Annotated in this window: 26 protein-coding genes; 17 read left to right on the top strand and 9 right to left on the bottom strand. The window is 60.3% G+C overall.

What is annotated here, in order from left to right:
• Positions 1-413: 413 nt before the first annotated feature.
• The 4 genes from rhtA to JUI81_RS15565 all read left to right on the top strand — a co-directional run bounded on the left by rhtA (position 414) and on the right by JUI81_RS15565 (position 3,226).
• Positions 414-1,301 carry a threonine/homoserine exporter RhtA gene (gene rhtA, locus JUI81_RS15580; protein WP_096480810.1) on the top strand — a complete coding sequence of 296 codons (888 nt, stop codon included), beginning with the start codon at positions 414-416 and terminating at the stop codon, positions 1,299-1,301.
• Between the two features lie 170 nt (positions 1,302-1,471).
• On the top strand, positions 1,472-1,753 hold the full coding sequence (locus tag JUI81_RS15575; RefSeq protein WP_018929955.1) for a hypothetical protein: 282 nt from the start codon (positions 1,472-1,474) through the stop codon (positions 1,751-1,753).
• A 99-nt stretch (positions 1,754-1,852) separates the two neighbouring features.
• Entirely contained in the window at positions 1,853-2,593 is a 741-nt protein-coding gene (locus JUI81_RS15570; RefSeq protein ID WP_019582472.1) for an SDR family oxidoreductase, read from the top strand.
• Positions 2,594-2,629: 36 nt separating this feature from the next.
• The gene (locus tag JUI81_RS15565) at positions 2,630-3,226 is read left to right on the top strand and encodes a 2-hydroxychromene-2-carboxylate isomerase (protein ID WP_204124618.1); all 597 of its coding nucleotides are present in this window, start codon (positions 2,630-2,632) and stop codon (positions 3,224-3,226) included.
• A gap of 46 nt (positions 3,227-3,272) precedes the next feature.
• Here the strand turns inward: JUI81_RS15565 and JUI81_RS15560 are convergent, their stop codons facing one another.
• The 4 genes from JUI81_RS15560 to JUI81_RS15545 all read right to left on the bottom strand — a co-directional run bounded on the left by JUI81_RS15560 (position 3,273) and on the right by JUI81_RS15545 (position 7,492).
• A complete protein-coding gene (locus tag JUI81_RS15560) occupies positions 3,273-5,081 on the bottom strand; it encodes an aminopeptidase P family protein (RefSeq protein WP_086944688.1) in 1,809 nt (602 codons plus the stop codon).
• A 56-nt stretch (positions 5,082-5,137) separates the two neighbouring features.
• Positions 5,138-6,304, bottom strand: a complete 1,167-nt coding sequence (locus JUI81_RS15555; protein WP_204124617.1) for a cysteine desulfurase family protein — start codon at positions 6,302-6,304, stop codon at positions 5,138-5,140.
• Between the two features lie 205 nt (positions 6,305-6,509).
• Positions 6,510-7,121, bottom strand: a complete 612-nt coding sequence (locus JUI81_RS15550) for a LysE family translocator (RefSeq protein ID WP_019582476.1) — start codon at positions 7,119-7,121, stop codon at positions 6,510-6,512.
• 101 nt (positions 7,122-7,222) lie between these two features.
• Complete coding sequence (locus JUI81_RS15545; RefSeq protein WP_018929961.1) at positions 7,223-7,492, bottom strand: hypothetical protein; 270 nt, start codon at positions 7,490-7,492, stop codon at positions 7,223-7,225.
• 311 nt (positions 7,493-7,803) lie between these two features.
• Here JUI81_RS15545 and JUI81_RS15540 point away from each other — a divergent pair, with 311 nt between their 5' ends.
• From JUI81_RS15540 to JUI81_RS15500, 9 genes are all read left to right on the top strand, one after another.
• Positions 7,804-8,262 carry a VOC family protein gene (locus JUI81_RS15540; RefSeq protein ID WP_018929962.1) on the top strand — a complete coding sequence of 153 codons (459 nt, stop codon included), beginning with the start codon at positions 7,804-7,806 and terminating at the stop codon, positions 8,260-8,262.
• A 263-nt stretch (positions 8,263-8,525) separates the two neighbouring features.
• Complete coding sequence (locus JUI81_RS15535; protein WP_204124616.1) at positions 8,526-9,737, top strand: PepSY domain-containing protein; 1,212 nt, start codon at positions 8,526-8,528, stop codon at positions 9,735-9,737.
• Complete coding sequence (locus JUI81_RS15530; protein WP_019582480.1) at positions 9,734-10,276, top strand: hypothetical protein; 543 nt, start codon at positions 9,734-9,736, stop codon at positions 10,274-10,276. Before JUI81_RS15535 ends, JUI81_RS15530 begins: the two co-directional genes overlap by 4 nt.
• Positions 10,273-10,593: a hypothetical protein gene (locus tag JUI81_RS15525; RefSeq protein ID WP_019582481.1), complete on the top strand. Its 321-nt coding sequence runs from the start codon at positions 10,273-10,275 to the stop codon at positions 10,591-10,593. The genes JUI81_RS15530 and JUI81_RS15525 overlap by 4 nt, the downstream gene beginning before the upstream one ends.
• Positions 10,594-10,601: 8 nt before the next feature.
• Entirely contained in the window at positions 10,602-11,174 is a 573-nt protein-coding gene (locus tag JUI81_RS15520; RefSeq protein WP_026331945.1) for a DUF6162 family protein, read from the top strand.
• A gap of 35 nt (positions 11,175-11,209) precedes the next feature.
• A complete protein-coding gene (locus tag JUI81_RS15515; protein ID WP_019582483.1) occupies positions 11,210-12,136 on the top strand; it encodes a metal ABC transporter substrate-binding protein in 927 nt (308 codons plus the stop codon).
• Positions 12,133-12,876, top strand: coding sequence for a metal ABC transporter ATP-binding protein (locus JUI81_RS15510; protein WP_019582484.1), 744 nt, complete (start codon positions 12,133-12,135; stop codon positions 12,874-12,876). Before JUI81_RS15515 ends, JUI81_RS15510 begins: the two co-directional genes overlap by 4 nt.
• Positions 12,876-13,775 carry a metal ABC transporter permease gene (locus JUI81_RS15505; protein WP_204124615.1) on the top strand — a complete coding sequence of 300 codons (900 nt, stop codon included), beginning with the start codon at positions 12,876-12,878 and terminating at the stop codon, positions 13,773-13,775. Before JUI81_RS15510 ends, JUI81_RS15505 begins: the two co-directional genes overlap by 1 nt.
• A complete protein-coding gene (locus JUI81_RS15500) occupies positions 13,776-14,690 on the top strand; it encodes a metal ABC transporter solute-binding protein, Zn/Mn family (protein WP_204124614.1) in 915 nt (304 codons plus the stop codon).
• Between the two features lie 104 nt (positions 14,691-14,794).
• Here the strand turns inward: JUI81_RS15500 and JUI81_RS15495 are convergent, their stop codons facing one another.
• The 5 genes from JUI81_RS15495 to JUI81_RS15475 form a co-directional block, all read right to left on the bottom strand.
• Positions 14,795-15,022, bottom strand: a complete 228-nt coding sequence (locus tag JUI81_RS15495) for an MbtH family protein (protein ID WP_007934245.1) — start codon at positions 15,020-15,022, stop codon at positions 14,795-14,797.
• Between the two features lie 81 nt (positions 15,023-15,103).
• Positions 15,104-16,516 carry an aspartate aminotransferase family protein gene (locus tag JUI81_RS15490; protein ID WP_204124613.1) on the bottom strand — a complete coding sequence of 471 codons (1,413 nt, stop codon included), beginning with the start codon at positions 16,514-16,516 and terminating at the stop codon, positions 15,104-15,106.
• Positions 16,517-16,650: 134 nt separating this feature from the next.
• On the bottom strand, positions 16,651-17,136 hold the full coding sequence (locus JUI81_RS15485) for a GNAT family N-acetyltransferase (RefSeq protein WP_019582487.1): 486 nt from the start codon (positions 17,134-17,136) through the stop codon (positions 16,651-16,653).
• A 125-nt stretch (positions 17,137-17,261) separates the two neighbouring features.
• Positions 17,262-18,587, bottom strand: coding sequence for an ATP-binding protein (locus JUI81_RS15480; protein ID WP_019582488.1), 1,326 nt, complete (start codon positions 18,585-18,587; stop codon positions 17,262-17,264).
• The gene (locus JUI81_RS15475) at positions 18,584-19,264 is read right to left on the bottom strand and encodes a response regulator (RefSeq protein WP_019582489.1); all 681 of its coding nucleotides are present in this window, start codon (positions 19,262-19,264) and stop codon (positions 18,584-18,586) included. Before JUI81_RS15475 ends, JUI81_RS15480 begins: the two co-directional genes overlap by 4 nt.
• Positions 19,265-19,589: 325 nt before the next feature.
• Here JUI81_RS15475 and JUI81_RS15470 point away from each other — a divergent pair, with 325 nt between their 5' ends.
• The 4 genes from JUI81_RS15470 (at position 19,590) to dsbG (ending at position 23,712) form a co-directional block, all read left to right on the top strand.
• Entirely contained in the window at positions 19,590-20,285 is a 696-nt protein-coding gene (locus JUI81_RS15470) for a hypothetical protein (protein WP_019582490.1), read from the top strand.
• 84 nt (positions 20,286-20,369) lie between these two features.
• Positions 20,370-22,103 carry a protein-disulfide reductase DsbD gene (gene dsbD / locus JUI81_RS15465; RefSeq protein WP_028939034.1) on the top strand — a complete coding sequence of 578 codons (1,734 nt, stop codon included), beginning with the start codon at positions 20,370-20,372 and terminating at the stop codon, positions 22,101-22,103.
• Positions 22,103-22,969, top strand: a complete 867-nt coding sequence (locus JUI81_RS15460) for a TlpA disulfide reductase family protein (RefSeq protein ID WP_019582492.1) — start codon at positions 22,103-22,105, stop codon at positions 22,967-22,969. The genes dsbD and JUI81_RS15460 overlap by 1 nt, the downstream gene beginning before the upstream one ends.
• Positions 22,945-23,712 carry a thiol:disulfide interchange protein DsbG gene (gene dsbG, locus JUI81_RS15455; protein ID WP_018929978.1) on the top strand — a complete coding sequence of 256 codons (768 nt, stop codon included), beginning with the start codon at positions 22,945-22,947 and terminating at the stop codon, positions 23,710-23,712. The genes JUI81_RS15460 and dsbG overlap by 25 nt, the downstream gene beginning before the upstream one ends.
• Positions 23,713-23,742 lie beyond the last annotated feature (30 nt).

Raw genomic sequence — 23,742 nt, 5'->3', positions numbered from 1 at the left:
TTGCAACTTCAACCACTTGCGCTTCCGATCTCTCGTTAGCGGGAGGCGAATTCTACAGCGTTACTCGCTGCTGTCAACACCTCTTTCTCTCCGCTTTCGACCGAGAAGATCGAACCGTCAATAAGGCGACAACACCCTGCCCTACCAACTCCTTCTGGCTTCGATGATCTGAAGCGTAACCGCTGCCGAAAACTGCGTAACTCGTTGTTTACCAAGGAGTTTTCCGTTTCGACTGCGCCGGAAGTGGGGCGAATTATAGACGTCCAAAATCTGCCGTCAACCCCTGATTACGCTTTTCTATCAGGATGTTCAAAATCCCTGCTTATATATAGACGCAACCGCAACGAATGCGCAGTATATTGCCCAACACATTACGCACTACTCTCGTTTCTCACCTCGGACGATGCCACACAATGAATGACCACCCCCGCAGCCTTGCCTCGATCCTGTTCTCGGTAGGCCTGCTCTTGATAGCTATGGCATCGATCCAGTCCGGAGCCTCCCTGGCCAAAAGCATGTTCCCGGTTATCGGCGCTCAAGGGACCACCACCCTGCGGCTGATCTTCGCCAGCGTGATCATGCTGCTGCTATTACGCCCATGGCGAGCGAAGCTCACCGCAAAGTCCCTGCGCACGGTAATTGTCTATGGGATGGCGCTGGGCGGCATGAACTTCCTCTTCTATATGTCCTTGAACACTGTCCCTCTGGGTATCGCGGTAGCCCTGGAGTTCACTGGCCCATTGGCGGTCGCTATTTATGCCTCACGTCGGGCGATCGACTTTCTGTGGATCGCTCTGGCAGCCGTGGGCTTACTGCTGTTGATTCCGACTGGCGCCACGAGTGCAGGTATTGATCTGGTTGGCGCAGGTTATGCCCTTGGCGCCGGTGTCTGCTGGGCGTTGTACATTCTGTTCGGCCAGAAGGCTGGTGCCGACAATGGCGTGCAGACCGCCGCATTGGGCGTGATGATTGCTGCACTGTTCGTAGCCCCCATCGGTATCGTCCATGCTGGTGCTGCACTGCTGACACCCTCACTGATTCCCGTGGCCATAGGGGTCGCGATTCTGTCCACTGCCCTGCCCTACACCCTGGAGATGGTCGCCCTCACACGGCTGCCGGCCCGGACCTTCGGCACATTGATGAGTATCGAGCCCGCGTTCGGTGCACTGTCCGGCCTGTTGTTCCTCCATGAATACCTTTCCCTGTCACAGTGGATGGCAATCCTGTGCATCATTCTGGCGTCCGTCGGCGCAACCATGACCATGGGGAGCGCCGCCAAGCCCGCAGTTGCGGCGGATTGATACGAGATTTGACGAAGGTCTGGTATTTACCGCTCAATTAGGCCATGTTTAGGCCACGTAACTCAGTGTCAGACATGGACTTTTTCAGATAGGGATATCAGAACGCTTCAAGCAAAAGCGAATGCAGGCAGACCCGGGCACAAAGATCCGGAGCCTCAATAAGGACAGCAATGAAACGAATTTTGATACTGATCGCCGTGCTTGCAGTTGCGGGCTGCGCGGCGACCTCGAAAACCCAGATCAAACACGGCAAGAAAGGGCTGCATATCAACTGTTCCGGGCTGTCGTCCTCCTGGGACCAGTGCTACACCAGCGCTGCCAACTCGTGCGCGCCCAAGGGTTACAAGGTGATTGCCAAGTCAGGGGATGCGGTCGAAGAACCCGGGGATTATCCGTTTGGCCTTAACCCGGCCGGGTATACCAGCCGCAGTATGATCGTCATCTGCAAGTAATCCTCCAACCCTGTTGGGCTTGCCTAGCCCGATAGGCGCCTCGCCCGGGATGCTGCTAACGTTCGTCAGTCACTGACCGTTCAGCAAAGGGCGACATCCATGACCACCGCTATCAATAACAAGAAAATCGTATTGGTCGTCGGCGCAGGCGATGCCACCGGCGGCGCCATCGCCAAGCGTTTTGCCCGGGAAGGCTACGTCGCCTGCGTCACACGTCGCAGCGCAGACAAACTTCAGCCACTGGTAGATGCCATCACGATCAGCGGCGGCGAGGCTCATGGCTTTGCCTGCGATGCGCGCAAAGAAGAGGATGTGATTGCGCTCATCGAGCAGATCGAAACCGAGATCGGCCCCATCGAAGCGTTCGTCTTCAATATCGGCGCAAATGTGCCGTGCAGTATTCTCGAAGAAACCGCTCGCAAGTATTTCAAGATCTGGGAAATGGCCTGTTTCTCAGGGTTTCTCAACGCTCGCGAAGTGGCCAAGCGCATGGTCACCCGCCAACGGGGCACGATCCTGTTCACCGGGGCCACCGCCGGCTTGCGCGGTGCCGCAGGGTTTGCAGCCTTCGCTGGCGCCAAGCACGGGATTCGCGCCCTGGCCCAAAGCATGGCCCGCGAACTGGGGCCGATGAACATCCACGTCGCCCATGTGGTGGTCGATGGTGCCATCGACACCGACTTTATCCGCGACAGATTTCCGGAAAAATACGCGACCAAGGATCAGGACGGCATCCTCAATCCCGAGCACATCGCCGAAAACTATTGGTACTTACACAGCCAGCCACGGGATGCCTGGACGTTCGAGCTGGATCTGCGCCCCTGGAACGAACGCTGGTAAGCCCACCCCTACGACAAAAAGAAGAGCACATCGACCATGAGCAAAACCGTGGAGTTCTTTTTCGACCTCGGCAGCCCCGCCACCTACCTGGCCTACACCCAACTGCCGAAAATCTGTGCGCAGACCGATAGTCAGCTGATCTACAAACCGATGCTGCTGGGCGGAGTTTTCAAAGCCACCGGCAACGCCTCCCCGGTGACCATTCCGGCCAAGGGTCGCTACATGTTTCAGGATCTGGACCGCTATGCCAAGCGTTACGGTGTGCCGTTGAAGTTCAACCCGCACTTCCCCATCAATACCCTGATGTTGATGCGCGCGGTCACGGGTATGCAATTACGTCATCCCGAACGCTTTCAGGCGTTTATCGATTGCCTGTTTCACGCCCTGTGGGTGGAAGGGCGCAGCCTCGATGATCCCGCGACCGTTGCCGCCGTGCTGACGCAAAACGGTTTCGATCCGAATGAAGTGCTGGCACTGACCGCCGATGAGAACGTCAAAGCCGCCCTCAAGAAAAACACCGAGGAAGCAGTACAACGCGGTGTATTCGGCGCACCGAGCATGTTTGTCGGGAATCAGCTGTTCTTTGGCCAGGATCGGCTGGACTTCGTCCTTGAAGCCCTGCGGGCACAATAGCCAGGCATGAGCCAGGCGCTGTTTCCAGCACCTGAACTCAAGCCGATCAAATAGCCGCGGTCCGGGTGTTCAACCACTCAAGGGCCGCGCCATCGAGCAACGGGCTCAGGCGCTCGCGCACTTCGGCATGGTAGCCGTTGAACCACTGCTTTTCGTCTTCGGTCAGCAACGACGGTTCCAGGCAGCGGGTGTCGATCGGGCACAGGGTCAGGGTTTCGAACTTCAGGAATTCACCGAACTCGCTCTTGCCCGCCTCGCGGTTCAACACCAGGTTCTCGATCCGCACGCCCCAGCGGCCCGGACGGTAGGTGCCCGGTTCGATGGAAGTGATCATCCCTGGTTGCATCGCAGTTTGCGGTGCGGCTGCCGCCTGATAGGCGATGACTTGCGGGCCTTCGTGAACGTTGAGGAAGTAGCCGACGCCGTGACCGGTGCCATGACCGTAGTCGACACTTTCGGCCCAGATCGGTGCGCGGGCAATGGCGTCCAGCAACGGCGACAGAATGCCCCGCGGGAACTGCGCGCGGGAGAGTGCAATCACTCCTTTGAGTACGCGGGTGCAATCGCGCTTCTGCTCGTCAGTCGGCGTCCCCACCGGCACCATCCGCGTAATGTCGGTAGTGCCGCCGAGGTATTGGCCGCCGGAGTCGATCAGCAACAGGCCGTCACCCTCGATGACCGCGTGCTCTTCTTCGGTGGCGTGGTAATGCGGCATCGCACCGTTGGCGTTAAACGCAGCAATGGTGTTGAAGCTCAGCGACACATAATCCGGGCGCCGGGTGCGGGCCGCGGTCAGGTGTTCGTCGATGGTCAGCTCGGTGATGCGCTCACGCCCCCATGCCGCCTCCAGCCAGGCGAAGAATTCGCACAGCGCCGCGCCATCCTGCTCCATGGCCCGACGGATGTGCTCGGCATCGGCCAGGCTTTTTTGTGACTTGGCCAGGGTGGTCGGGTTCAGGCCTTCGACCAGTTTCACATCACTGTTCAAGTTATCCAGCAGACCCGCCGTGACCCGCGCCGGATCGACTTGCAGGCTCGCGCCGCTTGGTATGGCGCGCAAGGCGGCGGCCACTTCGCTGTAATCGCGCAGGGTCACGCCGTCCTGTTCAAGGATGGCACGCAGCTCGGCGCTGACTTTACTCAGGGCGACGAACAAGGTGGCCTGTTGCTGGCTAATGAGCGCGAAGGACACAAACACCGGATTGAACGACACATCGCCGCCGCGCAAGTTGAACAGCCAGGCGATGTCATCGAGGGTGGCGATGAAATGCCAGTCGGCACCGCGCTCTTTCAACACGTCACGCAGCTGGGCGAGTTTTTCGCCACGGCCGACGGTCGCCTGAGGCGGTAAGTGTTGATAAATCGGCTCGTTCGGCAAGCTCGGGCGATCACTCCAGACTTCGCTCAGCAAATCGATGTCAGTGCGCAGACGTGCGCCGCGTTCTTGGAGTTTGCTGCTCAGGGTACGCGCCGACGCCACGGCCATCACCGCGCCATCGACTGCAACGACACCGCCTTCAGGCGTTTGCTCGGCCAGCCAATCAAGCGGGCCGGGTTGACCCGGTTGCAGCTTGACCAGCTCGATACCGCTGCCCTTGAGTTCCTTGCTCGCTTGTTCCCAATAGCGGCTGTCGGCCCAGACGCCGGCGAAATCCGGTGTGACGATCAGCGTGCCGACCGAGCCATGGAAACCCGACAGCCACTGCCGCCCCTGCCAATAGCCCGGCAGGTATTCCGACAGGTGCGGGTCGGCCGACGGCACCAACAGAGCATGAATGCCCTCCCGGCTCATCAGCTCGCGGGTTTGCGCCAGGCGCCGGGGTACCAATCCATTGATCGAAGGCTGCGTACTCATCGTGTCTCCTGCTAACCACTTCATCATTATTGTTGGGTGCCGATCAGAGTCGGCGCTTAAGGACCTGTCGCCCAGAATGCCGGAGCACTGGCGGTGGCCGTTTTGATCAGGTGCGCAGCCTGGTCGATATCTTGCTCGGTGGTGAAACGCCCCAGGCTCAGGCGAATGGTGCGACTGGCCGAGCGCGCGTCATGCCCCAGCGCCAGCAGCACATGAGATGGCGCATTACTGGCGGAGTTGCAGGCCGACGTCGCGGAAAACGCGATCGAGGTGCTCAACACCGCGGAATTGAACTCACCTTCGTTGAAGGTCAGGCTCAGGGTATGGGGAATGCGTTGGGTCGGACTGCCATTGACGCGAATACCGGAAATGCTCAGCAGCTGATCGAGCAAGCGTTCACGCAGGCGCACGATGGTGGCTTTTTCTTCATCGAACAAAGCGGCCGCCAGTGCGAAAGCGGCGCCCATGGCTGCGATCTGGTGCGTCGCCAGAGTACCGGAACGCAACCCGCCCTCATGGCCGCCACCGTGGATCTGCGCCTGCAGGCGCTGTTGCGCACGAGGCCCGACGTACAGCGCGCCGATGCCTTTGGGGCCGTAGACCTTATGCGCCGAGAACGACATCAGATCCACCGGCCACCGGGCCAGGTCGATCGCTACTTTGCCCGCGCCCTGAGCCGCGTCAACGTGGAACAACGCATCGCGATCACGCACCACCTGGCCGATGGCCGGGATGTCGTTGACGGTGCCCAGTTCGTTATTGACCAGCATCAGCGACACCAGAAAGGTGTCTTCGCGCATCGCCTCGCTGACTGCTTGCGGAGTTATCAGACCTTCGGCATCGGGCACCAGATACGTCACGGCAACGCCGGCATCCTGCAATTGTTTGGCGGTGTCGAGAATTGCCTTGTGTTCAATCTGGCTGGTGATGATATGGCCGCCGGACACACCGCGGGCCTGGGTAACGCCCTTGAGTGCCAGGTTGTTGGATTCGGTGGCTCCGGAGGTCCAGACGATCTGCTCGGCCTGGGCGCCCACCAGTTCGGCGACCTGGCGCCGTGCGTGCTCGACCGATTGCCTGGCCTGTTGACCGAAGGCGTGGGAGCTGGACGCTGGATTGCCGAAGTTACCCGTGAAACCCAGACACTCAACCATCACCTTGATGACCCGCTCATCCACCGGCGTGGTGGCGGCGTAGTCGAAATACAACGGACGTTTATTCATAGAAGACTCGCAGAGCGTGTTCCGGGATCAGGAAGCTCGTCACTGGAAATATCAAAGCGCCGCCTTATGAGCGGCGCCGAATTTGCAGAACGATAGCAATACCTGATCGGAGGCCGTTAAAGAAGAACAACTTCATTTAAAAGTGCGTAGGAACGCTCCTGAAGTCGAGCTTAACAGGCATCGGGCAACCGGTTGAAGCAATGCGTCAGCTAAAACTTTCAAGCAACAACGGATACATGGAAGCCACCAGCAACAAGGCCATGCCCCAGTTGAACAGGCGTAGCCAGCGGCGATCGCGCAGCACATTGCGCAACAGCGTGCCACAACCGGCCCACACACCGACGCTCGGCAGGTTGATCAGAGCGAAGACCGCGGCAATCACAATCACATTGGTGAAATAGCCCTGCATCGGCGTGTAGGTGCTGATGGCACCGATGGCCATGATCCAGGCCTTGGGGTTGACCCATTGAAACGCCGCCGCGCCCAAATAACTGATCGGCTTGCCCTCGCCCTGCTCACCCTCGGCGACCGGCCCGGAATGCGCAATCTTCCAGGCCAGGTATAGCAAATACGCCGCGCCGACATAACGCAGCACGGTGTAAAGCAGTGGATAGGTTTGAAACACCGTGCCCAGGCCGAAACCGACGGCCACCACCAACACGAAGAAGCCGCAGGTAATGCCCAGCATGTGAGGGATGGTGCGGCTAAAGCCGAAATTCACGCCCGAGGCCAGCAACATGGTGTTGTTCGGACCGGGGGTGATCGAGGTGACAAGAGCGAACAGGGCAAAGCCCAGCAGAAGGTCGAGCGAGAGCATGGGGGGCAGTCCATCAGAGTCAGTCAGGTGTTGACCCTATCGCACGCCTTGAGGGAAACCCATGGACAGTTGCGTGAAAGTTAGAGCAGTACAGTTGTCGCTCAGCTTTGGCGACCGTGCATCTGTACTGTGCGCTCGGCGTTCATCTCGCCTTGCTTGTCAAAACTGATCGATTTGGTCGGCTGGCCGAGCAATTCGGCTTTCTTCGCGTGGTACTCCTCGAAGGACAAGCCCCGACGGTTCAAGGCTTCCAGCGCCAGTTCCCGGGTTTCTTCAGCGGTGTAGGGGCGTAGTTCCGGTGAAACATGACTGGCACATCCGGCGAGGACGGAAACGGCGAGCAACAGAAAAGTGGTGAGTAGAGTTTTCATTTCGAAAGTCCGGATAGCTGGGTTCGGGGCAATGAACACAGGCTACCGACGCGCCCCGACGGGCAGAAATCAATGCTCTCGATAGTGGGTATCGGGAATTGGTGAACTGGCAGTGAACAAGCGTCGCGCCACAGAGAACCTGTCGATCCAGGTTCTTACCGCTGATGCACCAAAATTGCAGTGCGGCGCGTTGTCGTGACTGCGGCTACTCGTCGGGCACTCAGTTGTGGCGAAGGGGTTGACCTATAGTTATCCGACCGGAAAACGGCGAAGGAACACCTTAACTCCACAACAATAAAGGGAGAACCGTCATGAGCGTCAAACCTATTCCAGAGGGTTATCACAGCATCACCCCTTATCTGGGCATTCAGAAAGCTGCCGAAGCCATCGACTTCTACAAGAAAGCCTTTGGCGCCACCGAAGTCATGCGCCTGGCCATGCCCGACGGCGGCATCGGGCACGCCGAACTGCGTATCGGCGATAGCCCGATCATGCTGGGCACACCCTGTGACCAAGGGCCCTTGAGCAACCCGGACAAATCGCCGTCCGTGGGCCTGCATTTGTATGTGAACGATGTGGACAAGTCCTATAAACAGGCCATCAATGCCGGTGCCACGGTGGTGTCCGAGGTCAAGGATCAGTTTTATGGCGACCGCACGGGGACCTTGAAGGATCCCTATGGGCATGTGTGGTTTCTGGCCACGCGCAAGGAGGATCTGACGCAGGAACAGATCGAACAGCGGGCGAAGGAGATGTTCAAGCAGGGTTGATAGCTTCGGTACGTGATCAGGCCCCATCGCGAGCAGGCTCGCGATGGGGCCTGATCACATTCAACATCAATATTGGCCGTTCCCACACAGCGCAGAAACACGAAACATTTACTTTCATATCCCCTTTCGGGATTTCCGATACTCATACGTCTTATTTAGATGCAGCCGGTCGCGTAGGCAAAAGCCACGACCGGGCCTTTCATGGACCTCAACGCTGGGAAGCCCGCAGCAGAGGTCCTCTCATCGAAACAAGACCTTTAATCATGTCGAAGAAATCCCGCTCAAAACTCTGGTTTCTGGTCCATAGCTGGCTGGCCCTGCCCATCTGGTTCTTTGTATTGATCGTCTGTGTGACCGGCACATTGGCGGTGGTCAGTCAGGAAATCGTCTGGCTGGCCAACCCGCAAATGCGCGCCAGCCCGCCTTCGGACGACGCGCCGCTGCTCAGCTATGACCAGATCATCGCCGCCATCAAAAAGGCCGAGCCCCAAACGCTGGTCGAAAGTATCAACCGTCCCGACGAGTCGCATTTCGCCCTGGACGTGAAGGTCAGCTACCCGGACGGACGCTCGGTGACGGTCTATGTGAACCCCTACAGCGGGGCGATTCAGGGCACCGCTCCACCCTTCAACTTCCAGGCCTTCACTCGCGCGCTGCATGGCTGGTGGCTGGTGCCATTCACCAACGGCTACAGCTGGGGCTGGTATCTGGTGTCGTTCCTCGGCTTGCCGATGCTGGCTTCACTGGTGACGGGGCTCGTGGTCTACAAACGGTTCTGGAAAGGCTTCTTGCGACCGACCCTGCGCATTCGTCATGGCGCGCGGATTTTCTGGGGCGACTTTCACCGGCTCAGCGGCATCTGGTCGATCTGGTTCATTGCGGTGATTTCCGTCACCAGCACCTGGTTCATGATTGAAGCGATCCTGTCCGATAACCATATTTCGATTTCCACCGCGCCGGTCGCCCCCGTCGTCCCGCGTGAGAGCGTGCCGCTCACCGCCGATGGCGCACCGGCGCCGATGATCAGCCTGGAAAGCGCGATCCGCGAGGCCAAGGAACGCATTCCCGGTCTGGAAGACAGTTCCGTCAGCCTGCCCGCCAATGCCTATAGCCATCTTTTGGTGAGCGGGCGCAGTTGGTACCCGTTGATCTACCAGAGCGCCGAGGTCAACCCTTACACCGGTGACATTTCCACCACGCGCCTGCTGTCGGATCGTTCGGGTCTGGAGCTGGTGACCGAATCCATGCGTCCGCTGCACACCGGCGATTTCGGCGGTATCTGGATCAAGCTGATCTGGTTCTTCTTCGGCCTGATCCTGAGCATGATGGTCCTCAGCGGCCTGTTGATCTGGACCAAACGCACCGCCCTGGCCACGGCCAATGCGCTCAAGCGCAACAACAAGCGTCCACGGGCTGCGCTGACCGGCCAGCCCGCACCGGCCATGAGCCGCGAAGCCACGGAGGGCAGCCGATGAGCCAGGTCGCAGCAGAAAAACCACGCTCGCCGCTAAGCCGCTTCTGGCACACATGGCGCTTCCACATCAACGTGCTGCTGTTGCTGGTGCCGCTGGGGTTCATGCCCAAATACTTCGCCGACGCAGCGCTGTTTCGCGGAGACACCGGCCTGGGTGAGCGTGAAGTCGGTGAAGTTCAGGTCGGCCCCTGGAGCCTGCGACTGGCTGAATTGCGCAACGCAGCCCCGGTATCCGATGGCCCGGCCGGCTACTTGAAGTCCTTCAATGCTGCGCTCTGCGACAGCTGTCGCGATCAGGTCAAGGCGACTTACCTGCGCATTGGCAAACCGCGCAGCCTGCGCGTAGCCGGGGTGATTTTCTTCGGCACGCCCTACCACATGGGCGCCGCGCTGCCGGTACCCGAAAAGACCAAAAGCGATGCTGAGCTGTGGATCACCATGGAAGGCTGGGACGGCGCCATGCATCAAGCCTCCATCCCCCTGAGCCAGGCGTCCCCGGCCACCGTCGCATGGCTGAACAGACAAGGAGGCAAACCATGACCAGCGCTTTTCGCCCCGTTTTACTGGTGCTCTGCGCCGCCTTCAGCGCCAGCGTCCTGGCCCACAACCCGATGTGCGAATGCAAGGCCATCGACGCCGAACAGATCCGTTGCACCGGTGGTTTCTCCGACGGCAGCGGCGCGCCGGGCGTGACCCTGGATGTGATCGGCTACGACGAAACCATTCTGGTGCCAGGCAAGCTCGGTGCCGATTCGACCCTGACCTTCAAGAAACCCGGCGCCGAATTCTACGTGCTGTTCGACGCCGGTCCCGGCCACGTGGTCGAGATCGACCAAGCCGACATCGAGGCGCCCTGAACATGAGCATGATCACGCCAACCACCCAATTGGTGCGCCCGGCCGGAGCCGGCCATGAAACCCTCTATGTGTTGCTGTTGTGCCTGATGATTCTGGCGGTGGCCGGTTCGGTGGTCGCCTGGCGCGGCGAGTCCCGGGAAGTGAGCAGCGTCGGCAGCCATCAACTGGATGCCCGCCGCGACCTGAGCGCATCCGAGCAAGGTATTTACGCAGACCTGCGGGTCACACTGGATGAAATCCATCTGTTGCGTGGGGAACAGCAAGCACTGCCCACACCCGCCACCCTCGCCGATGAAGGTTTCGCGCCGTTTGCCCAGGACGCCAGTTCTGTCAGTCGAGGCGGTCATGCCTGGCAATTGCTGGACGCCAAGGCGTATTTCGGCCAGAGCCAGGCACCCACCGTGGCCGGCTCGTTTCTGATGCGTTTGACCGCTGACGACGATGCGCCAGACGTCTGGCTCAATCGCGGCAAAGCCCTCACTACCCCGACTGATCTGACTGACGCCGCGCTCGAAAGCGCCGGCTGGCAGCAGATCGTCGCGCAGTTCGATGCCGGGGTCACCCGCCAGCATCGGCACTGAACCCTCGCCCTCACCCGAGAGAAGACCGCTTTCCCATGCCTAGTTCATCTCAACGTCGTTTTTTGCGCCTGCTACTGGTCGGCCTGCTTGCCTGTTTGCTGACGCCTCTGGCCAGTGCCGACGAAGCCAAGCGCCTGCGCATCGGCATCACCCTGCACCCTTATTACAGCTACGTGGCCAATATCGTCGGCGACAAGGCCGAAGTGGTGCCGTTGATTCCGGCCGGTTTCAACCCGCACGCCTATGAGCCCCGCGCCGAGGACATCAAACGCATCAGCGGGCTCGACGTGATCGTACTCAACGGCGTGGGCCATGACGACTTCGCCGACCGCATGATCGCCGCCAGCGAAACCCCGAATATCAAAGTGATCGAAGCCAACGAAAACGTGCCGCTGCTGGCCGCCACCGGTGTCGCCGCTCGCGGTGCCGGTAAAGTGGTGAACCCGCACACGTTCTTGTCGATCAGCGCTTCGATTGCCCAGGTCAACAACATTGCCCGCGAGTTGGGCAAGCTCGACCCGGCCAACGCTAAAACCTACACCCAGAATGCCCGCGCCTACGGTAAGCGCCTGCGGCAGATGCGCGCCGATGCCCTGGCCAAACTGACCCAGGCGCCGAACGCCGAGCTGCGCGTGGCCACGGTCCATGCCGCCTACGACTATCTGCTGCGCGAGTTCGGCCTGGAAGTCACCGCCGTGGTCGAGCCGGCCCACGGCATCGAACCCAGCCCCAGCCAACTGAAAAAGACCATCGATCAACTGCGGGAGCTGGACGTGAAAGTGATCTTCTCGGAGATGGATTTCCCGTCCACTTACGTCGAAACCATCCAGCGCGAATCGGGGGTGAAGCTGTATCCGCTGTCGCACATTTCCTATGGCGAATACACCGCCGACAAGTACGAAAAGGAAATGACCGGCAACCTCAACACCGTGGTTCGGGCGATTCAGGAGTCCGGCGCATGACCGCTCAAGAAACCCTGACCGTACAAAGCGCCGGCCCGACCCTCGACTTCGCCGAAGTCAGCCTGACTCTCGGTCGCACGACGATCCTCGACAACGTGACCTTTCAGGTCCGGCCCGGCAGCGTGCATGCCCTGGTCGGCCCCAACGGTGGCGGCAAGAGTTCGCTGATCAAGACCCTGCTCGGGCAGATGCCGCATCAGGGCCGTTTGAGCCTGCAATGGCCCGGCGAACCCGGGACGATCGGCTACGTGCCGCAAGCGCTGGAGTTTGATCGCGGTTTGCCAATGACTGTCGACGACTTCATGGCGGCCATGTGTCAGCGGCGCCCGGCGTTTCTCGGCTTGAGCAAGCATTACGCAACGGCCATTGGCGAGGTGCTGGAACGGGTCGGCATGCAGGACAAACGCAAACGGCGCATGGGCGCGCTGTCCGGCGGCGAGCGCCAGCGGGTTTTGCTGGCCCAAGGGCTGATTCCGGCGCCACAGTTGCTGGTGCTCGATGAACCGATGTCGGCGCTCGATGAGGCCGGTATCCAAGTGTTCGAACGGCTGCTGGGCGATTGGCGCCAGAGCGGCATCACCGTGCTGTGGATCGAACATGATCTGGAAGCGGTCGGGCGTCTGGCGGACCGGGTCACCGGGCTCAATCGCCGGGTGCTGTTCGACGCCACGCCGAAACAGGCGCTGACCCCGGAGCGACTGCTGACCTTGTTCTCGACCCATCCCCGGAGCGCTGCCTGATGAGTTACGAAGCCTTTCGTTTGATGGTCCAGGGTTGGGCCTCGTCGGGTTACCTGCCGGAAGCGCTGGCCTATGGATTTGTGGTCAACGCCCTGCTCGCTGGATTGCTGATCGGCCCGGTGCTGGGCGGTTTGGGCACGCTGGTGGTGGTCAAGCGCTTCGCGTTTTTCTCCGAAGCGGTGGGCCACGCGGCGTTGACTGGCGTGGCCATCGGCATTCTGCTCGGTGAACCTTACACCGGGCCTTATGGCAGCCTGTTCGGTTACTGCCTGCTGTTCGGGATCTTGCTGAACTACCTGCGCAACCGCACGGGTCTGGCGCCGGATACGTTGATCGGCGTGTTTCTGTCGGTGTCGTTGGCACTGGGCGCAAGCCTGCTGTTGATCCTGGCGGGCAAGATCAATGTGCACATACTGGAAAACGTGCTGTTCGGCTCGGTACTGACGGTCAACGGCAACGACCTGCTGGTATTGGCGATCGTCGGCTCACTGGTGATGGCACTGGCCCTGCCGCTGTACAACCGCATCATGCTTGCCAGCTTCAACCCGCAACTGGCGGCGGTACGTGGCGTGGCGGTGAAAACCCTGGACTACCTGTTCGTGATCCTAGTGACGCTGATCACGGTGGCAGCGGTGAAAGTCATCGGCGCGATTCTGGTCGGCGCCCTGCTGGTGATTCCGGCGGCGGCCGCGCGCTTGCTCAGTCAATCGCTGAAGGGTTTCTTCTGGTGTTCGGTGCTGATTGCCACGGTGAGCACCCTGTGCGGAATTCTCGCGCCGATTGTCTTTGACCTGCCCATCCCGTCCGGTGCCGCGATCATTCTGGTGGCCGGTATCGCCTTCGCCCTGGCCGCGATCGCTCGCGGCATCATCCCCAGCCTGAAAGGGAACCTCGGATAAATGTGTTTTTCTCTGCGTCAACTGACCCTGGCATTGACCTTCACATTGCCCCTGTGCGGTCTGGCCGATACTTGCGCTGCGGCGGACAGCGCCAAACCGCTGCACGTGCTGGCGTCCTTGCCGATCACCTATGGTCTGGGCGAAGTGTTGCTCAAAGGCACCGAAATCAAACTGGAACGGGCCGCTCCAGACAATCTGCCCGGCAGCCGACAGACCGCCTATTTCACCGGTCGTGGCGCTCCGGCGCTGGCCAAGCTGGCGACCGACGCCGATGCCGTGATTGGTCTGCGTTCCCTGTGGGCGGATGATCCGCTGTACCCGATATCCCGGCGCAGCAATATTCGTATCGTCGAAGTCGACGCCGCCCGCCCGGTGGACGGCGCCCTTCCCGGCATCGCCGTGCAGCCCGGCAGCAAGGTCGACGGGTTGAACAGCCAGCCGTGGCTTTCCAGCAACAACATGGGGCGCATGGCAGACGTGATGGCGGCGGACCTCGTGCGCCTGGCGCCGGCGGCCAAACCGACCATCGAGGCCAATCTGGCAGCGCTCAAGCAGCGCCTGCTCAAGCTCAGTGCCGACAGCGAAGCGCGGCTGGCCAGTGCCGATAACCTGAGCGTGATGAGCCTGAGCGATCATTTCGGCTACCTGATCGGCGGCCTCAACCTGGAGCTGATCGGCCTCGATCCACGGCCGGATGCTGAGTGGACGCCTGAAGCGCTCAAGCAGTTAAGTGCGACGCTCAAGGACCATGACGTGGCGGTGGTGTTGCATCATCGACAGCCGTCGGAGGCGGTGAAAGCGGCGATCTCGCAGGCAGGCAGTCGGTTGGTGGTGTTGAGTGTCGATGCGGCAGATCCGGTGGCCGAGCTGGAAGGGAATGTGGATCAAGTGATCAAGGGGTTGAGCGGGGCATAACGTCAGTTAAACCCGCGATGGCAGCCGCGCAGACAACAGAGATTTCAAACGTGAAAAACCCGCTGACCGTCACCGGTTCAGCGGGTTTCTTTTTGCGCGGCGACTCAGTGAGCCACGGCCGCCTGCTCTTCCATTTTCTGGCGCAGGCTCAGTGGACGCATGTCAGTCCAGACCTCTTCGATGTAGGCCAGGCATTCCTTTTTCAGGCCGCTCTTGCCCACGGTGCGCCAGCCTTGTGGCACGGCTTTGTAGTCGGGCCAGATCGAGTATTGCTCTTCGTGGTTGACCACGACCTGAAAGAGGATGTCCTCGCGGTCGAATACTGACGTCATGCTGTCTCTCCATCGCTATAGGGTGGGCTGCACACCGCGCGCAGCCGTTATGTAGAAGGAACGTTAAAGGCGCTGAAAAATTTAGAGGCTGGCGACGGCTGCGGCCATGGCCCTGCCGAAAATGTCGGCCACCCGATCGATTTCGGCAGCGGTGATCACCAACGGCGGCAGGAAACGCACGACACCGCCATGACGCCCGCCCAGCTCGAGGATTAACCCACGCTTGAGACATTCGCGCTGCACCAACGACGCCAGACGACCGAATACCGGTGGATGGCCTTGAGCATCCGGCGCACCAGCCGGGTCGACCAATTCGACACCCAGCATCAAGCCACGTCCGCGAATGTCGCCCAGCTGCGGGAAGTCCCGCTGCAGGATGTGCAGGTGTTCGCTCAAGCGCTCACCCATGGTGGCGGCGTGCTCGCAAACCTTGTGTTCGGTCAGGTAGCGCATCACCGCAGAGCCTGCGGCCATGGCCATCTGATTACCGCGGAAGGTTCCGGCATGGGCGCCCGGCAGCCAGGTGTCGAGCCAGTCGCGATAGACCACCACCGCCAGCGGCAGGCTGCCGCCGATGGCCTTGGACATCACCACCACGTCCGGAATGATTCCGGCGTGTTCGAAGGCAAACATCTTGCCGGTGCGGGCGAAGCCGCTCTGAATCTCATCGACGATCAGCGCCACGCCGGCCTGCTCGGTGATGCGCCGCAAACCGCGCAGCCAGTCGAGATCGGCCGGAATCACCCCGCCCTCGCCCTGCACCACTTCGACGATCACCGCAGCCGGCAGTTGCACGCCAGCCTCTGGATCGTTCAGCAGGTTCTCCAGGTAATTCAGGTTGACCTGCACTCCCTGCGCGCCACCGAGCCCGAACGGGCAACGGTAATCGTAGGGATACGGCATGAACTGCACGCCATTGCCGAGCAAGGCACCCAACGGCTTTTTCGGTCCCAGACTGCCCATCAGGCTCAGCGCGCCCTGACTCATGCCGTGGTAACCGCCCTGGAACGACAAGACGGTGCTGCGCCCGGTGGCGGTACGCACCAGCTTCAGCGCGGCTTCCACGGCATCGGTGCCAGTGGGGCCACAGAACTGAATCTTCGCTTCAGCGGCCAATGCCGGCGGCAGCAGGCCGAACAGGTCCTGGACAAACCGGTCCTTGACCGGCGTGGTCAGGTCGAGGGTGTGCAGCGGCAGTTCATCGCTCAGCACTTGCTGGATCGCTTCGATCACCACCGGATGGTTGTGCCCCAGGGCCAGGGTCCCGGCACCGGCCAGGCAATCGATGAAACAACGGCCTTCGACGTCTTCGACATAAATGCCCTTGGCACGCTTGAGTGCCAGGGGTATGCGTCGCGGGTAGCTGCGGGCGTTCGATTCCTGTTGGCTCTGACGGGCCAACAGCGGCGATTCGTTGAACTGATAAAGCGTCTCGGCAGGCGTCGGGGCAATCCGGGCCGGCTGATCTTCGATAAGGCTGGTAGCGACTGACATCTCTCGACCCCTGTTGATAGTGACCAAAACTGCACACCGGGCAGGTGCGCATTCCGTTCATGGGGCGCACTTGCAGGTTTTCCTGTTCTGGAAACGCATCAAGGGCTCGAGGATTTAGCCCCTCGATCAGCTTTCTATGACGGTGGTGGCAGCGCCTTGTGCATGGGAATGGCGTGGAGCCCCGCCACCGTGAAAGCTTCGGCGCAAACCCGGTAACCCAGGTGGAGATAAAACGCTTCGCCGGTGCGCGTGCTGTTGAGACGTGCCTGGGGCAAACCCTGAGTGATCAACCACGTCTCCAGATCATGCACCAGCGCTTGTCCGGCGCCGCGTCGAAACCATTCCGGCTGCACGTAACAAAACGCAACCTTGCCGCTGATCGCCGCCATGGCGACGCCGACCGGTTTGTCTTGCAACAGAGCGATGTTCAGGTACAAACGCGGGTCGTTCAGCCAGGGCTGCACGTGTTCGATGGTTTTGTTGTGGGTCCAGGTGGCAACCGTTCGTGGATCATTGCGGTGGTCGAGCGCGCAGCCGACGCGAATGGAGCGCTCGACGATCCGGCTGATGATGCCGGCGTCGGCAGACGTTGCCTTGCAGATGTGTATCGATGCAGTCATTGCGCTGTTACCTCAATCCATTGAGTCAAAGCTGCCGGGGACGATAACGCCGTGGGGGCCGGGTGGCCAACGGAGAGACGTTACATTTGGTGTGCGACATAGACACCCTGTGGGAGCGGTGTCTGTTAGACAGGTTGCAACGGCATCGTCAATTCAACCCGCAGGCCATCCGGCCGGCTGTCGAAATGCAGGGTACAGCCGCAGCGCTGGACGATGGCCTGGACAATCGCCAGGCCGAGGCCGCAACCGGTGCTCTGGCCGTTGCGCCAGAAGCGTTGAGTCAGGTGTTGCAAGTCGTCTTCGGCAATTCCCGGGCCGTGGTCGCGCACCAAAAAGTGCACACGATTGCCATTGGTTTCCAGACTCAGCTCCACCGCCCCATCGCCCGGCGTATGGCGCAGGGCGTTGTCGAGCAAGTTACGCAATGCAGCAATCGACAGCACTGCGGGCATTTGCAGCGGCGCATCGGAGAATCTGGCCGGCACCTGAAACTTGATCCGCTGACGATCGCCGCTGGCCGCATCCTGAATCGCCAGTTTCGCCACCTGCTCAGCGCTGCACTGCACGCCATCATCGAACGACAGGCTGCCCTCGACACGCGCCAGCAACAGCAATTGTTCAAGGGTACGGTGCAGGCGGTCGGCGCCCTCTTCAGCCCGGGCCAGGGACTGATCCCGCGCGGCACCGTCGGTCATGCGCGCCACTTGCAGATGGGTTTTGATCGCAGTCAGCGGGCTACGCAATTCGTGCGCCGCATCACCGGTCAGGCGCCGTTCACGCTCGATGGTCTTGCCGATGCGCTGGAACAACTGATTCTGGGTTTCCAGCAACGGCTGCAATTCGCTGGGCAACGGCTGGATCTGCAATGGCTCCAGAGAATCGGCGCTACGCCGCATCAACGCATCGCGCATACGATTGAGCGGTGCCAGCCCCTGACCGATGCCGAGCCACAACAGGCACAGGCAGCCAAGCAGCGCCACGCCGACCGGCACCGAAGCCGCCAGCAGAATGGACATGTTCAGCGCTTCACGCTCGATCTGCCGGTCGGCGGTAGTGATGCGCACATCGCCCCGCGCCAGGGTGAAACTGCGCCATGGCGCGCCGTCGATAATCTGATCGTGGAAGCCCATTTTCTCGGCTTCCAGCGCTTGCTCGGGGTTGCTGTGGCTGCGGGCCAGAATCTCGCCGCGCAACGAGCTGACCTGACAGGCCATGCCGCCGGGGATATTCAGTTGTTCAGCGCTGAAATGGGTGCCCTCGCCCTTGCTCGGCAACGCCGGCAGTTGCTCCAGTAGCCCGGCGACCATCCGCGCCGAGGCGACCAGCCGCTGGTCGAGGGAAAACATCATCTGGTTGCGCAGATCGCTGAGCATCCAGGCGGCGGCCAGGGCCCAGATCAGCGCAAATGCGGCGCCGAGGGTCAGGCTCAGACGCAAACGCAGGCTCATCACTTCGATTCTTCTCCGCCATCGGCCGGCCCCAGGCGATAGCCCAGGCCACGCACCGTCTCGACAATGCCATTGCCGAGTTTACGCCGCAGGTGATGGATATGGACGTTAAGGGCGTTGCTTTCCAGCTCATCGTTGAAACCGTAGACGCTGTCTTTCAGTTGCTCGGTTGAGAGTACGCGACCACGGTTGTGCAGCAAGGCTTGCAACAGCGATTGCTCGCGACGGGAAAGGTCCACCGGCTGGCCACCCAGCATGGTTTCGCGGCTGCTCGGATCGTAGGTCAAACGACCGTGCTCGATCAGGTTAACGCTGCGCCCCGCCACTCGCCGCAGCAACGTGTGCAGGCGCGCTGCCAGTTCGCGCAGGTCAAAAGGCTTGAGCAAGTAATCGTCGGCCCCGGCCTGCAAGCCGTCAACGCGATCGGTGACCGAATCCCGCGCCGTGAGAATCAACACCGGAATCTCCAGGCCGCTGTGACGCAACTGCTGCAACAGCTTCAGGCCATCCTCATCGGGAAGGCCAAGGTCGAGCACCATGACATCGAACTCAGCCACCTTGAGCATCGCCCGGGCAGTCGACGCGGTGGCGACGTGCTCGACGGTCAGGCCTTGTGCGGTCAGGCCGGCAACAATACCGCTGGCGATCAGCTCATCGTCTTCGCAAACCAGTACATGCATGGGAGCCCCCAGGACAAAAAAGCGAGTGAAGCAGCTGAGGATTAAGCCGCAATTATGGCAAGGCCCACTGCCGACGAGAAGCATCGCTGCCGTTCAGCCGTCGCACCAGCGTATCAGAGGGGTATTTGATAATCGCCTGATCATTTCAGTGCGTCAGTTAGTTGGCAGTACACAGACCGGTTTCAAACCGAAACAACCTCCCTCTAAAAAACCATACTGAATAGCATTACATCGCGATAATCTAAACCCGACACAAACCACAACCAACCACTCATTTAAAAACACCACACAAACAAAACCTCACTTAACTGAAAGGATTCAGTTCATGCCAAAACTCAACAACTTTGTTGCCGTCGACTGGCGCGCCGGAAAAGATAAAATCTATTTCTTCTTCAAAGACACCAATCAATATTCACGATTTGATATTGCCTCGAACACGGTAGAAGCGGGTTTTCCTGCCAATATTACATCCGGTAATTGGGGGGCCGTTCATGCTCAACTCAAAAACCTGCGTTTCGGATTCACAGCTCCTGCACTGGGCGGTTCCTGGGGCGGAGGCGATGATATTCTGTGGCTATTTTATTACGGCGGCGATACGCCGATGGTCTGCAAGTACGATCAGGACCTTGACAAGCCAGTCGCAAACTATCGCCTTGAAAACTCCCCATGGCACTCCCTACTTCCTTACTTTGACAACATAGTTGCCGGCACGTGGTGGGATACCTTTGCGCCAAAAAATGTATTTCGATTCCTGATGAATGATGGGCACTACATCACCTTTAACTACATCACAAAAACAACCACACGACTGCCGATAACGCCCGACTCCTGGCCAGGACTGTCACACTATAAAGATCGAATTATAACGGCGGTGCAAAACGACGCGCCCCTTATCGACACCTACTACTATATTTTCCTCACGAACAACGAATACATCAGGTACAACCTCAAGAACAACAAGGCAGAGACCGGCCCTGTGAAAATCAATGACGGCAATTGGCCCGGACTCTTGCGGGGCTGAGGTTCAAGGCCAGGCGGCGGTTAATCATCGGTTAATCGCCGCCACCCATTGTGCACCTCACTTGCACAGGGATAAGGCTTACCCATGCGTCGACTGTTTCTATTTTTCGTTCTCTTGATCTCGGGTGTAGCCCAGGCAGGGACCAATCCGTTCGAAGCCAAACCCGAATTTCTGCCGGTGGAAAAGGCATTCGTCTTCACCTCCGAACGCCTTGATTCAGGTGAAACACAGCTCTATTGGCAGATTACCGACGGTTATTACCTCTATCAGAAGCGTCTGAAATTCGATGGCTTGCTTGGGGAGCAGCGTCCTGTGTTACCCGAAGGTGAAACGCACAGTGACGAGTTCTTCGGAGAGCAGCCGGTATATCGTCAGGGTCTGGAACTGAAGATTCCGGCCGGTGCCACCGGTCAGATCAAGGTAGGTTTCCAGGGTTGTGCCGATGCCGGCTTGTGTTATCCACCGCAGACTCAGGTCGTGGACCTGGGCGGCAATGTTGCCACTGCAGTGGTCAACGAAGCACCGGATCAAGCCCTGGCCAGTGACCTGCAACAACGTGCGCTGGGCTGGAGCTTGTTGGTGTTCTTTGGTCTGGGCCTGTTGCTGGCCTTCACCCCTTGCTCGTTGCCGATGCTGCCGATTCTGGCGGGGTTGATCGTTGGCAGTGGTGCCACGCCCAAACGCGGTTTTGCCCTCGCCGGCAGTTATGTGATCAGCATGGCGCTGGTGTATGCGGCGATGGGTGTTCTGGCGGCATCGCTCGGCGCGAACCTTCAAGCGCTGCTGCAGAATCCATGGCTGTTGGGCAGCTTTGCGGCGGTGTTCGTACTGCTGGCCTTGCCGATGTTCGGTTTTTTTGAACTGCAATTGCCGGTGGCCGTGCGGGATCGGCTGGAACATGTTTCACGCAGCCAGCGCGGTGGCAACCTGATGGGCGCCGGTGTGCTGGGGGCCTTGTCCGGTCTGTTGGTGGGACCGTGCATGACTGCCCCATTGGCCGGCGCCCTGCTCTATATCGCCCAGAGCGGCAATGCGCTGCACGGCGGGTTGATTCTGTTCGCCCTGGGCATCGGCATCGGTGTGCCGCTGTTACTGCTGGTCACCGTCGGCAATCGCTTCCTGCCTAAACCTGGCGCATGGATGAACCTGCTCAAGGGTGTGTTCGGTTTCCTGTTTCTCGCCACGGCTTTGCTGATGCTGCGTCCGGTGCTGGATGAATCGCTGTGGCTCGGTTTGTGTGGCGGTTTGCTGCTGATCACCGCCTACAGCGCCTGGAAGCAGTCCCAGGGATTTGGTCGCGTTGCCCACCTGTTCGGCGCCAGTTCGCTGCTGTTGGGGTTATGGGGCAGCCTGCTGGTGGTCGGTGCGGCGGGCGGCAGTGACGATCCGTATCAGCCGTTGCAGGTGTACAGCGCCGGTCGTACCGGCGCTGTCTCGCCGAGCGCTCACGATGCATTCACTACGATCAAGGAGCCCGCTTCCCTACAACGTGAGCTCGACGCCGCCAAGGCCCAGGGCCAATGGGTGCTGCTGGACTACTACGCCGACTGGTGTGTGTCGTGCAAAGTCATGGAAAAACAGGTCTTCGGCAAACCCCAGGTGCTGGATGCGCTGAGCGATGTGCGCTTGCTACGGCTGGACGTCACCGCCGACAATGCCGCCAGCCGCGAACTGCTCGGCCGTTATAAAGTGCCGGGGCCGCCGAGCCTGCTGTGGATCGGCACCGACGGCGAAGAGCGTCGCAGCCAGCGCATCACCGGCGAGGTCGATGCTGGCACTTTCCTGCAACGCTGGACCACCACCCGAGACGCTCGTTAATGCTGACCTTTACCCTCGGCACCTTTGCCATCGCGCTTAACCATTTGCTGCTGATCAGTGCCCTGGCGCTGGCGACGTTTGTCGGCTGGCGGGTGGCCAAGCGTGGCGGCGAGAACCCGGAATCGGTACTGTTCAGCCTGTTCCTGTTGGGCATGTTGGCGGCCCGGGTCGGCTTCGTGATTGCCTACTGGGCACATTATCGCAACGACCCGTGGCAGATCATCGACCTGCGCGACGGTGGTTTTCTTGCCTGGCCAGGGGTGGTCGTGCTCCTGCTGGCGACGTTGTACCGAGGCTGGCGTCAACCGGGCCTGCGTCGGCCGTTGGGCTTTGGCGTGGCCAGCGGTCTGGTGTTCTGGCTGCTGGCGAGTTTCTCCCTGAGTATTTACGAACAAGGCACGCGCCTGCCGCAGATCACCTTGCGCAATGCCGCTGGCCAGACCCTACAACTCAGCGACTACCAGGGCGGCCCATTGGTCATCAACCTCTGGGCCACCTGGTGCCCGCCGTGCCGCCGGGAAATGCCGGTGCTGGAGAACGCCCAGCAACAGCGCCCGGACCTGACCTTCCTGTTCGTCAACCAGAGCGAAAGCATGCAGAGCGTCGCCACTTTCCTCGAAACCCAGGGCCTGAGCCTGACCAACGTGCTGTTCGATGGCAGCGGTCGATTGAGCCAGGCCGTGGGTTCCATGGCATTGCCGACTACGCTGTTCTATAGCCCCAACGGGTATCTGTTGGGCAGTCACCTGGGTGAGTTGTCGGAAGCCAGCCTGGCCCGCGCCCTGGAACACTTCGACACCCCGAACCCGGCCACCTCGGCCACGCCTTCAAGGAAATTGCCATGCTCCGCCTCCGCCACCTGCTGACACTGACCCTGGGTGCTGCCCTGCTGCACCTGCCGTCGGTACAGGCCGAAGAACTGCCTGAAGCAATCAAGAAGATCGAAGCCAAGGGCGCCAAAATCGTCGGTACCTTCGACGCGCCCGACGGCCTGCGCGGTTACGCGGCGCAGTACCAGAACCGCGGCATGACGCTGTACCTGACCCCGGACGGCAAACATGTGCTGCTCGGCAATCTATACGACGCCGACGGCAATGACCTGAGCAGCGCACCGTTGCAGAAACTGGTCTACGCGCCGATGGCCAAGGAAGTCTGGGGCAAGATGGAAGCAAGCAGTTGGATCGGTGACGGCAATAAGGACGCACCACGGGTCGTCTACCTGTTCAGCGACCCGAACTGCCCGTACTGCAACATGTTCTGGGAACAGGCACGGCCGTGGGTCCAGGCCGGCAAGGTGCAGTTGCGACACATCATGGTCGGCATCATTCGCGAAGACAGCCCGGGCAAATCCGCCGCGCTGCTGGCCGCCAAGGATCCGCAGAAAGCCCTGGAAGAACACGAGAAATCCGGCAAGGGCAGCTCGCTCAAGGCCTTGAAGGACGTACCACCGGCGGTTCAGGCGAAACTGGCGGCGAACATGAAGTTGATGGAAGACCTGGAACTGGCCGCCACCCCGGCGATTTTCTACATGGATGAAAAGGGCCAGTTGCAACAACAGCAAGGCGCGCCGTCGCCGGACAAGTTGCTGAAGATTCTCGGGCCCAAATAAAGATCAAAAGATCGTCCGAAGGCTCGGGCC

The organism is Pseudomonas sp. 008, from assembly GCF_016861935.1.
Taxonomy (GTDB): Bacteria; Pseudomonadota; Gammaproteobacteria; order Pseudomonadales; family Pseudomonadaceae; genus Aquipseudomonas.
This window is presented reverse-complemented; position numbering and strand designations above follow the sequence as displayed.

Excerpts from the sequence above, each read along its gene's own strand:
- rhtA (WP_096480810.1), top strand. The coding sequence starts at position 414 with ATGAATGACCACCCCCGCAGCCTTGCCTCGATCCTGTTCTCGGTAGGC.
- JUI81_RS15575 (WP_018929955.1), top strand. The coding sequence starts at position 1,472 with ATGAAACGAATTTTGATACTGATCGCCGTGCTTGCAGTTGCGGGCTGC.
- JUI81_RS15570 (WP_019582472.1), top strand. The coding sequence starts at position 1,853 with ATGACCACCGCTATCAATAACAAGAAAATCGTATTGGTCGTCGGCGCA.
- JUI81_RS15565 (WP_204124618.1), top strand. The coding sequence starts at position 2,630 with ATGAGCAAAACCGTGGAGTTCTTTTTCGACCTCGGCAGCCCCGCCACC.
- JUI81_RS15560 (WP_086944688.1), bottom strand. The coding sequence starts at position 5,081 with ATGAGTACGCAGCCTTCGATCAATGGATTGGTACCCCGGCGCCTGGCG.
- JUI81_RS15555 (WP_204124617.1), bottom strand. The coding sequence starts at position 6,304 with ATGAATAAACGTCCGTTGTATTTCGACTACGCCGCCACCACGCCGGTG.
- JUI81_RS15550 (WP_019582476.1), bottom strand. The coding sequence starts at position 7,121 with ATGCTCTCGCTCGACCTTCTGCTGGGCTTTGCCCTGTTCGCTCTTGTC.
- JUI81_RS15545 (WP_018929961.1), bottom strand. The coding sequence starts at position 7,492 with ATGAAAACTCTACTCACCACTTTTCTGTTGCTCGCCGTTTCCGTCCTC.
- JUI81_RS15540 (WP_018929962.1), top strand. The coding sequence starts at position 7,804 with ATGAGCGTCAAACCTATTCCAGAGGGTTATCACAGCATCACCCCTTAT.
- JUI81_RS15535 (WP_204124616.1), top strand. The coding sequence starts at position 8,526 with ATGTCGAAGAAATCCCGCTCAAAACTCTGGTTTCTGGTCCATAGCTGG.
- JUI81_RS15530 (WP_019582480.1), top strand. The coding sequence starts at position 9,734 with ATGAGCCAGGTCGCAGCAGAAAAACCACGCTCGCCGCTAAGCCGCTTC.
- JUI81_RS15525 (WP_019582481.1), top strand. The coding sequence starts at position 10,273 with ATGACCAGCGCTTTTCGCCCCGTTTTACTGGTGCTCTGCGCCGCCTTC.
- JUI81_RS15520 (WP_026331945.1), top strand. The coding sequence starts at position 10,602 with ATGATCACGCCAACCACCCAATTGGTGCGCCCGGCCGGAGCCGGCCAT.
- JUI81_RS15515 (WP_019582483.1), top strand. The coding sequence starts at position 11,210 with ATGCCTAGTTCATCTCAACGTCGTTTTTTGCGCCTGCTACTGGTCGGC.
- JUI81_RS15510 (WP_019582484.1), top strand. The coding sequence starts at position 12,133 with ATGACCGCTCAAGAAACCCTGACCGTACAAAGCGCCGGCCCGACCCTC.
- JUI81_RS15505 (WP_204124615.1), top strand. The coding sequence starts at position 12,876 with ATGAGTTACGAAGCCTTTCGTTTGATGGTCCAGGGTTGGGCCTCGTCG.
- JUI81_RS15500 (WP_204124614.1), top strand. The coding sequence starts at position 13,776 with ATGTGTTTTTCTCTGCGTCAACTGACCCTGGCATTGACCTTCACATTG.
- JUI81_RS15495 (WP_007934245.1), bottom strand. The coding sequence starts at position 15,022 with ATGACGTCAGTATTCGACCGCGAGGACATCCTCTTTCAGGTCGTGGTC.
- JUI81_RS15490 (WP_204124613.1), bottom strand. The coding sequence starts at position 16,516 with ATGTCAGTCGCTACCAGCCTTATCGAAGATCAGCCGGCCCGGATTGCC.
- JUI81_RS15485 (WP_019582487.1), bottom strand. The coding sequence starts at position 17,136 with ATGACTGCATCGATACACATCTGCAAGGCAACGTCTGCCGACGCCGGC.
- JUI81_RS15475 (WP_019582489.1), bottom strand. The coding sequence starts at position 19,264 with ATGCATGTACTGGTTTGCGAAGACGATGAGCTGATCGCCAGCGGTATT.
- JUI81_RS15470 (WP_019582490.1), top strand. The coding sequence starts at position 19,590 with ATGCCAAAACTCAACAACTTTGTTGCCGTCGACTGGCGCGCCGGAAAA.
- dsbD (WP_028939034.1), top strand. The coding sequence starts at position 20,370 with ATGCGTCGACTGTTTCTATTTTTCGTTCTCTTGATCTCGGGTGTAGCC.
- JUI81_RS15460 (WP_019582492.1), top strand. The coding sequence starts at position 22,103 with ATGCTGACCTTTACCCTCGGCACCTTTGCCATCGCGCTTAACCATTTG.
- dsbG (WP_018929978.1), top strand. The coding sequence starts at position 22,945 with ATGCTCCGCCTCCGCCACCTGCTGACACTGACCCTGGGTGCTGCCCTG.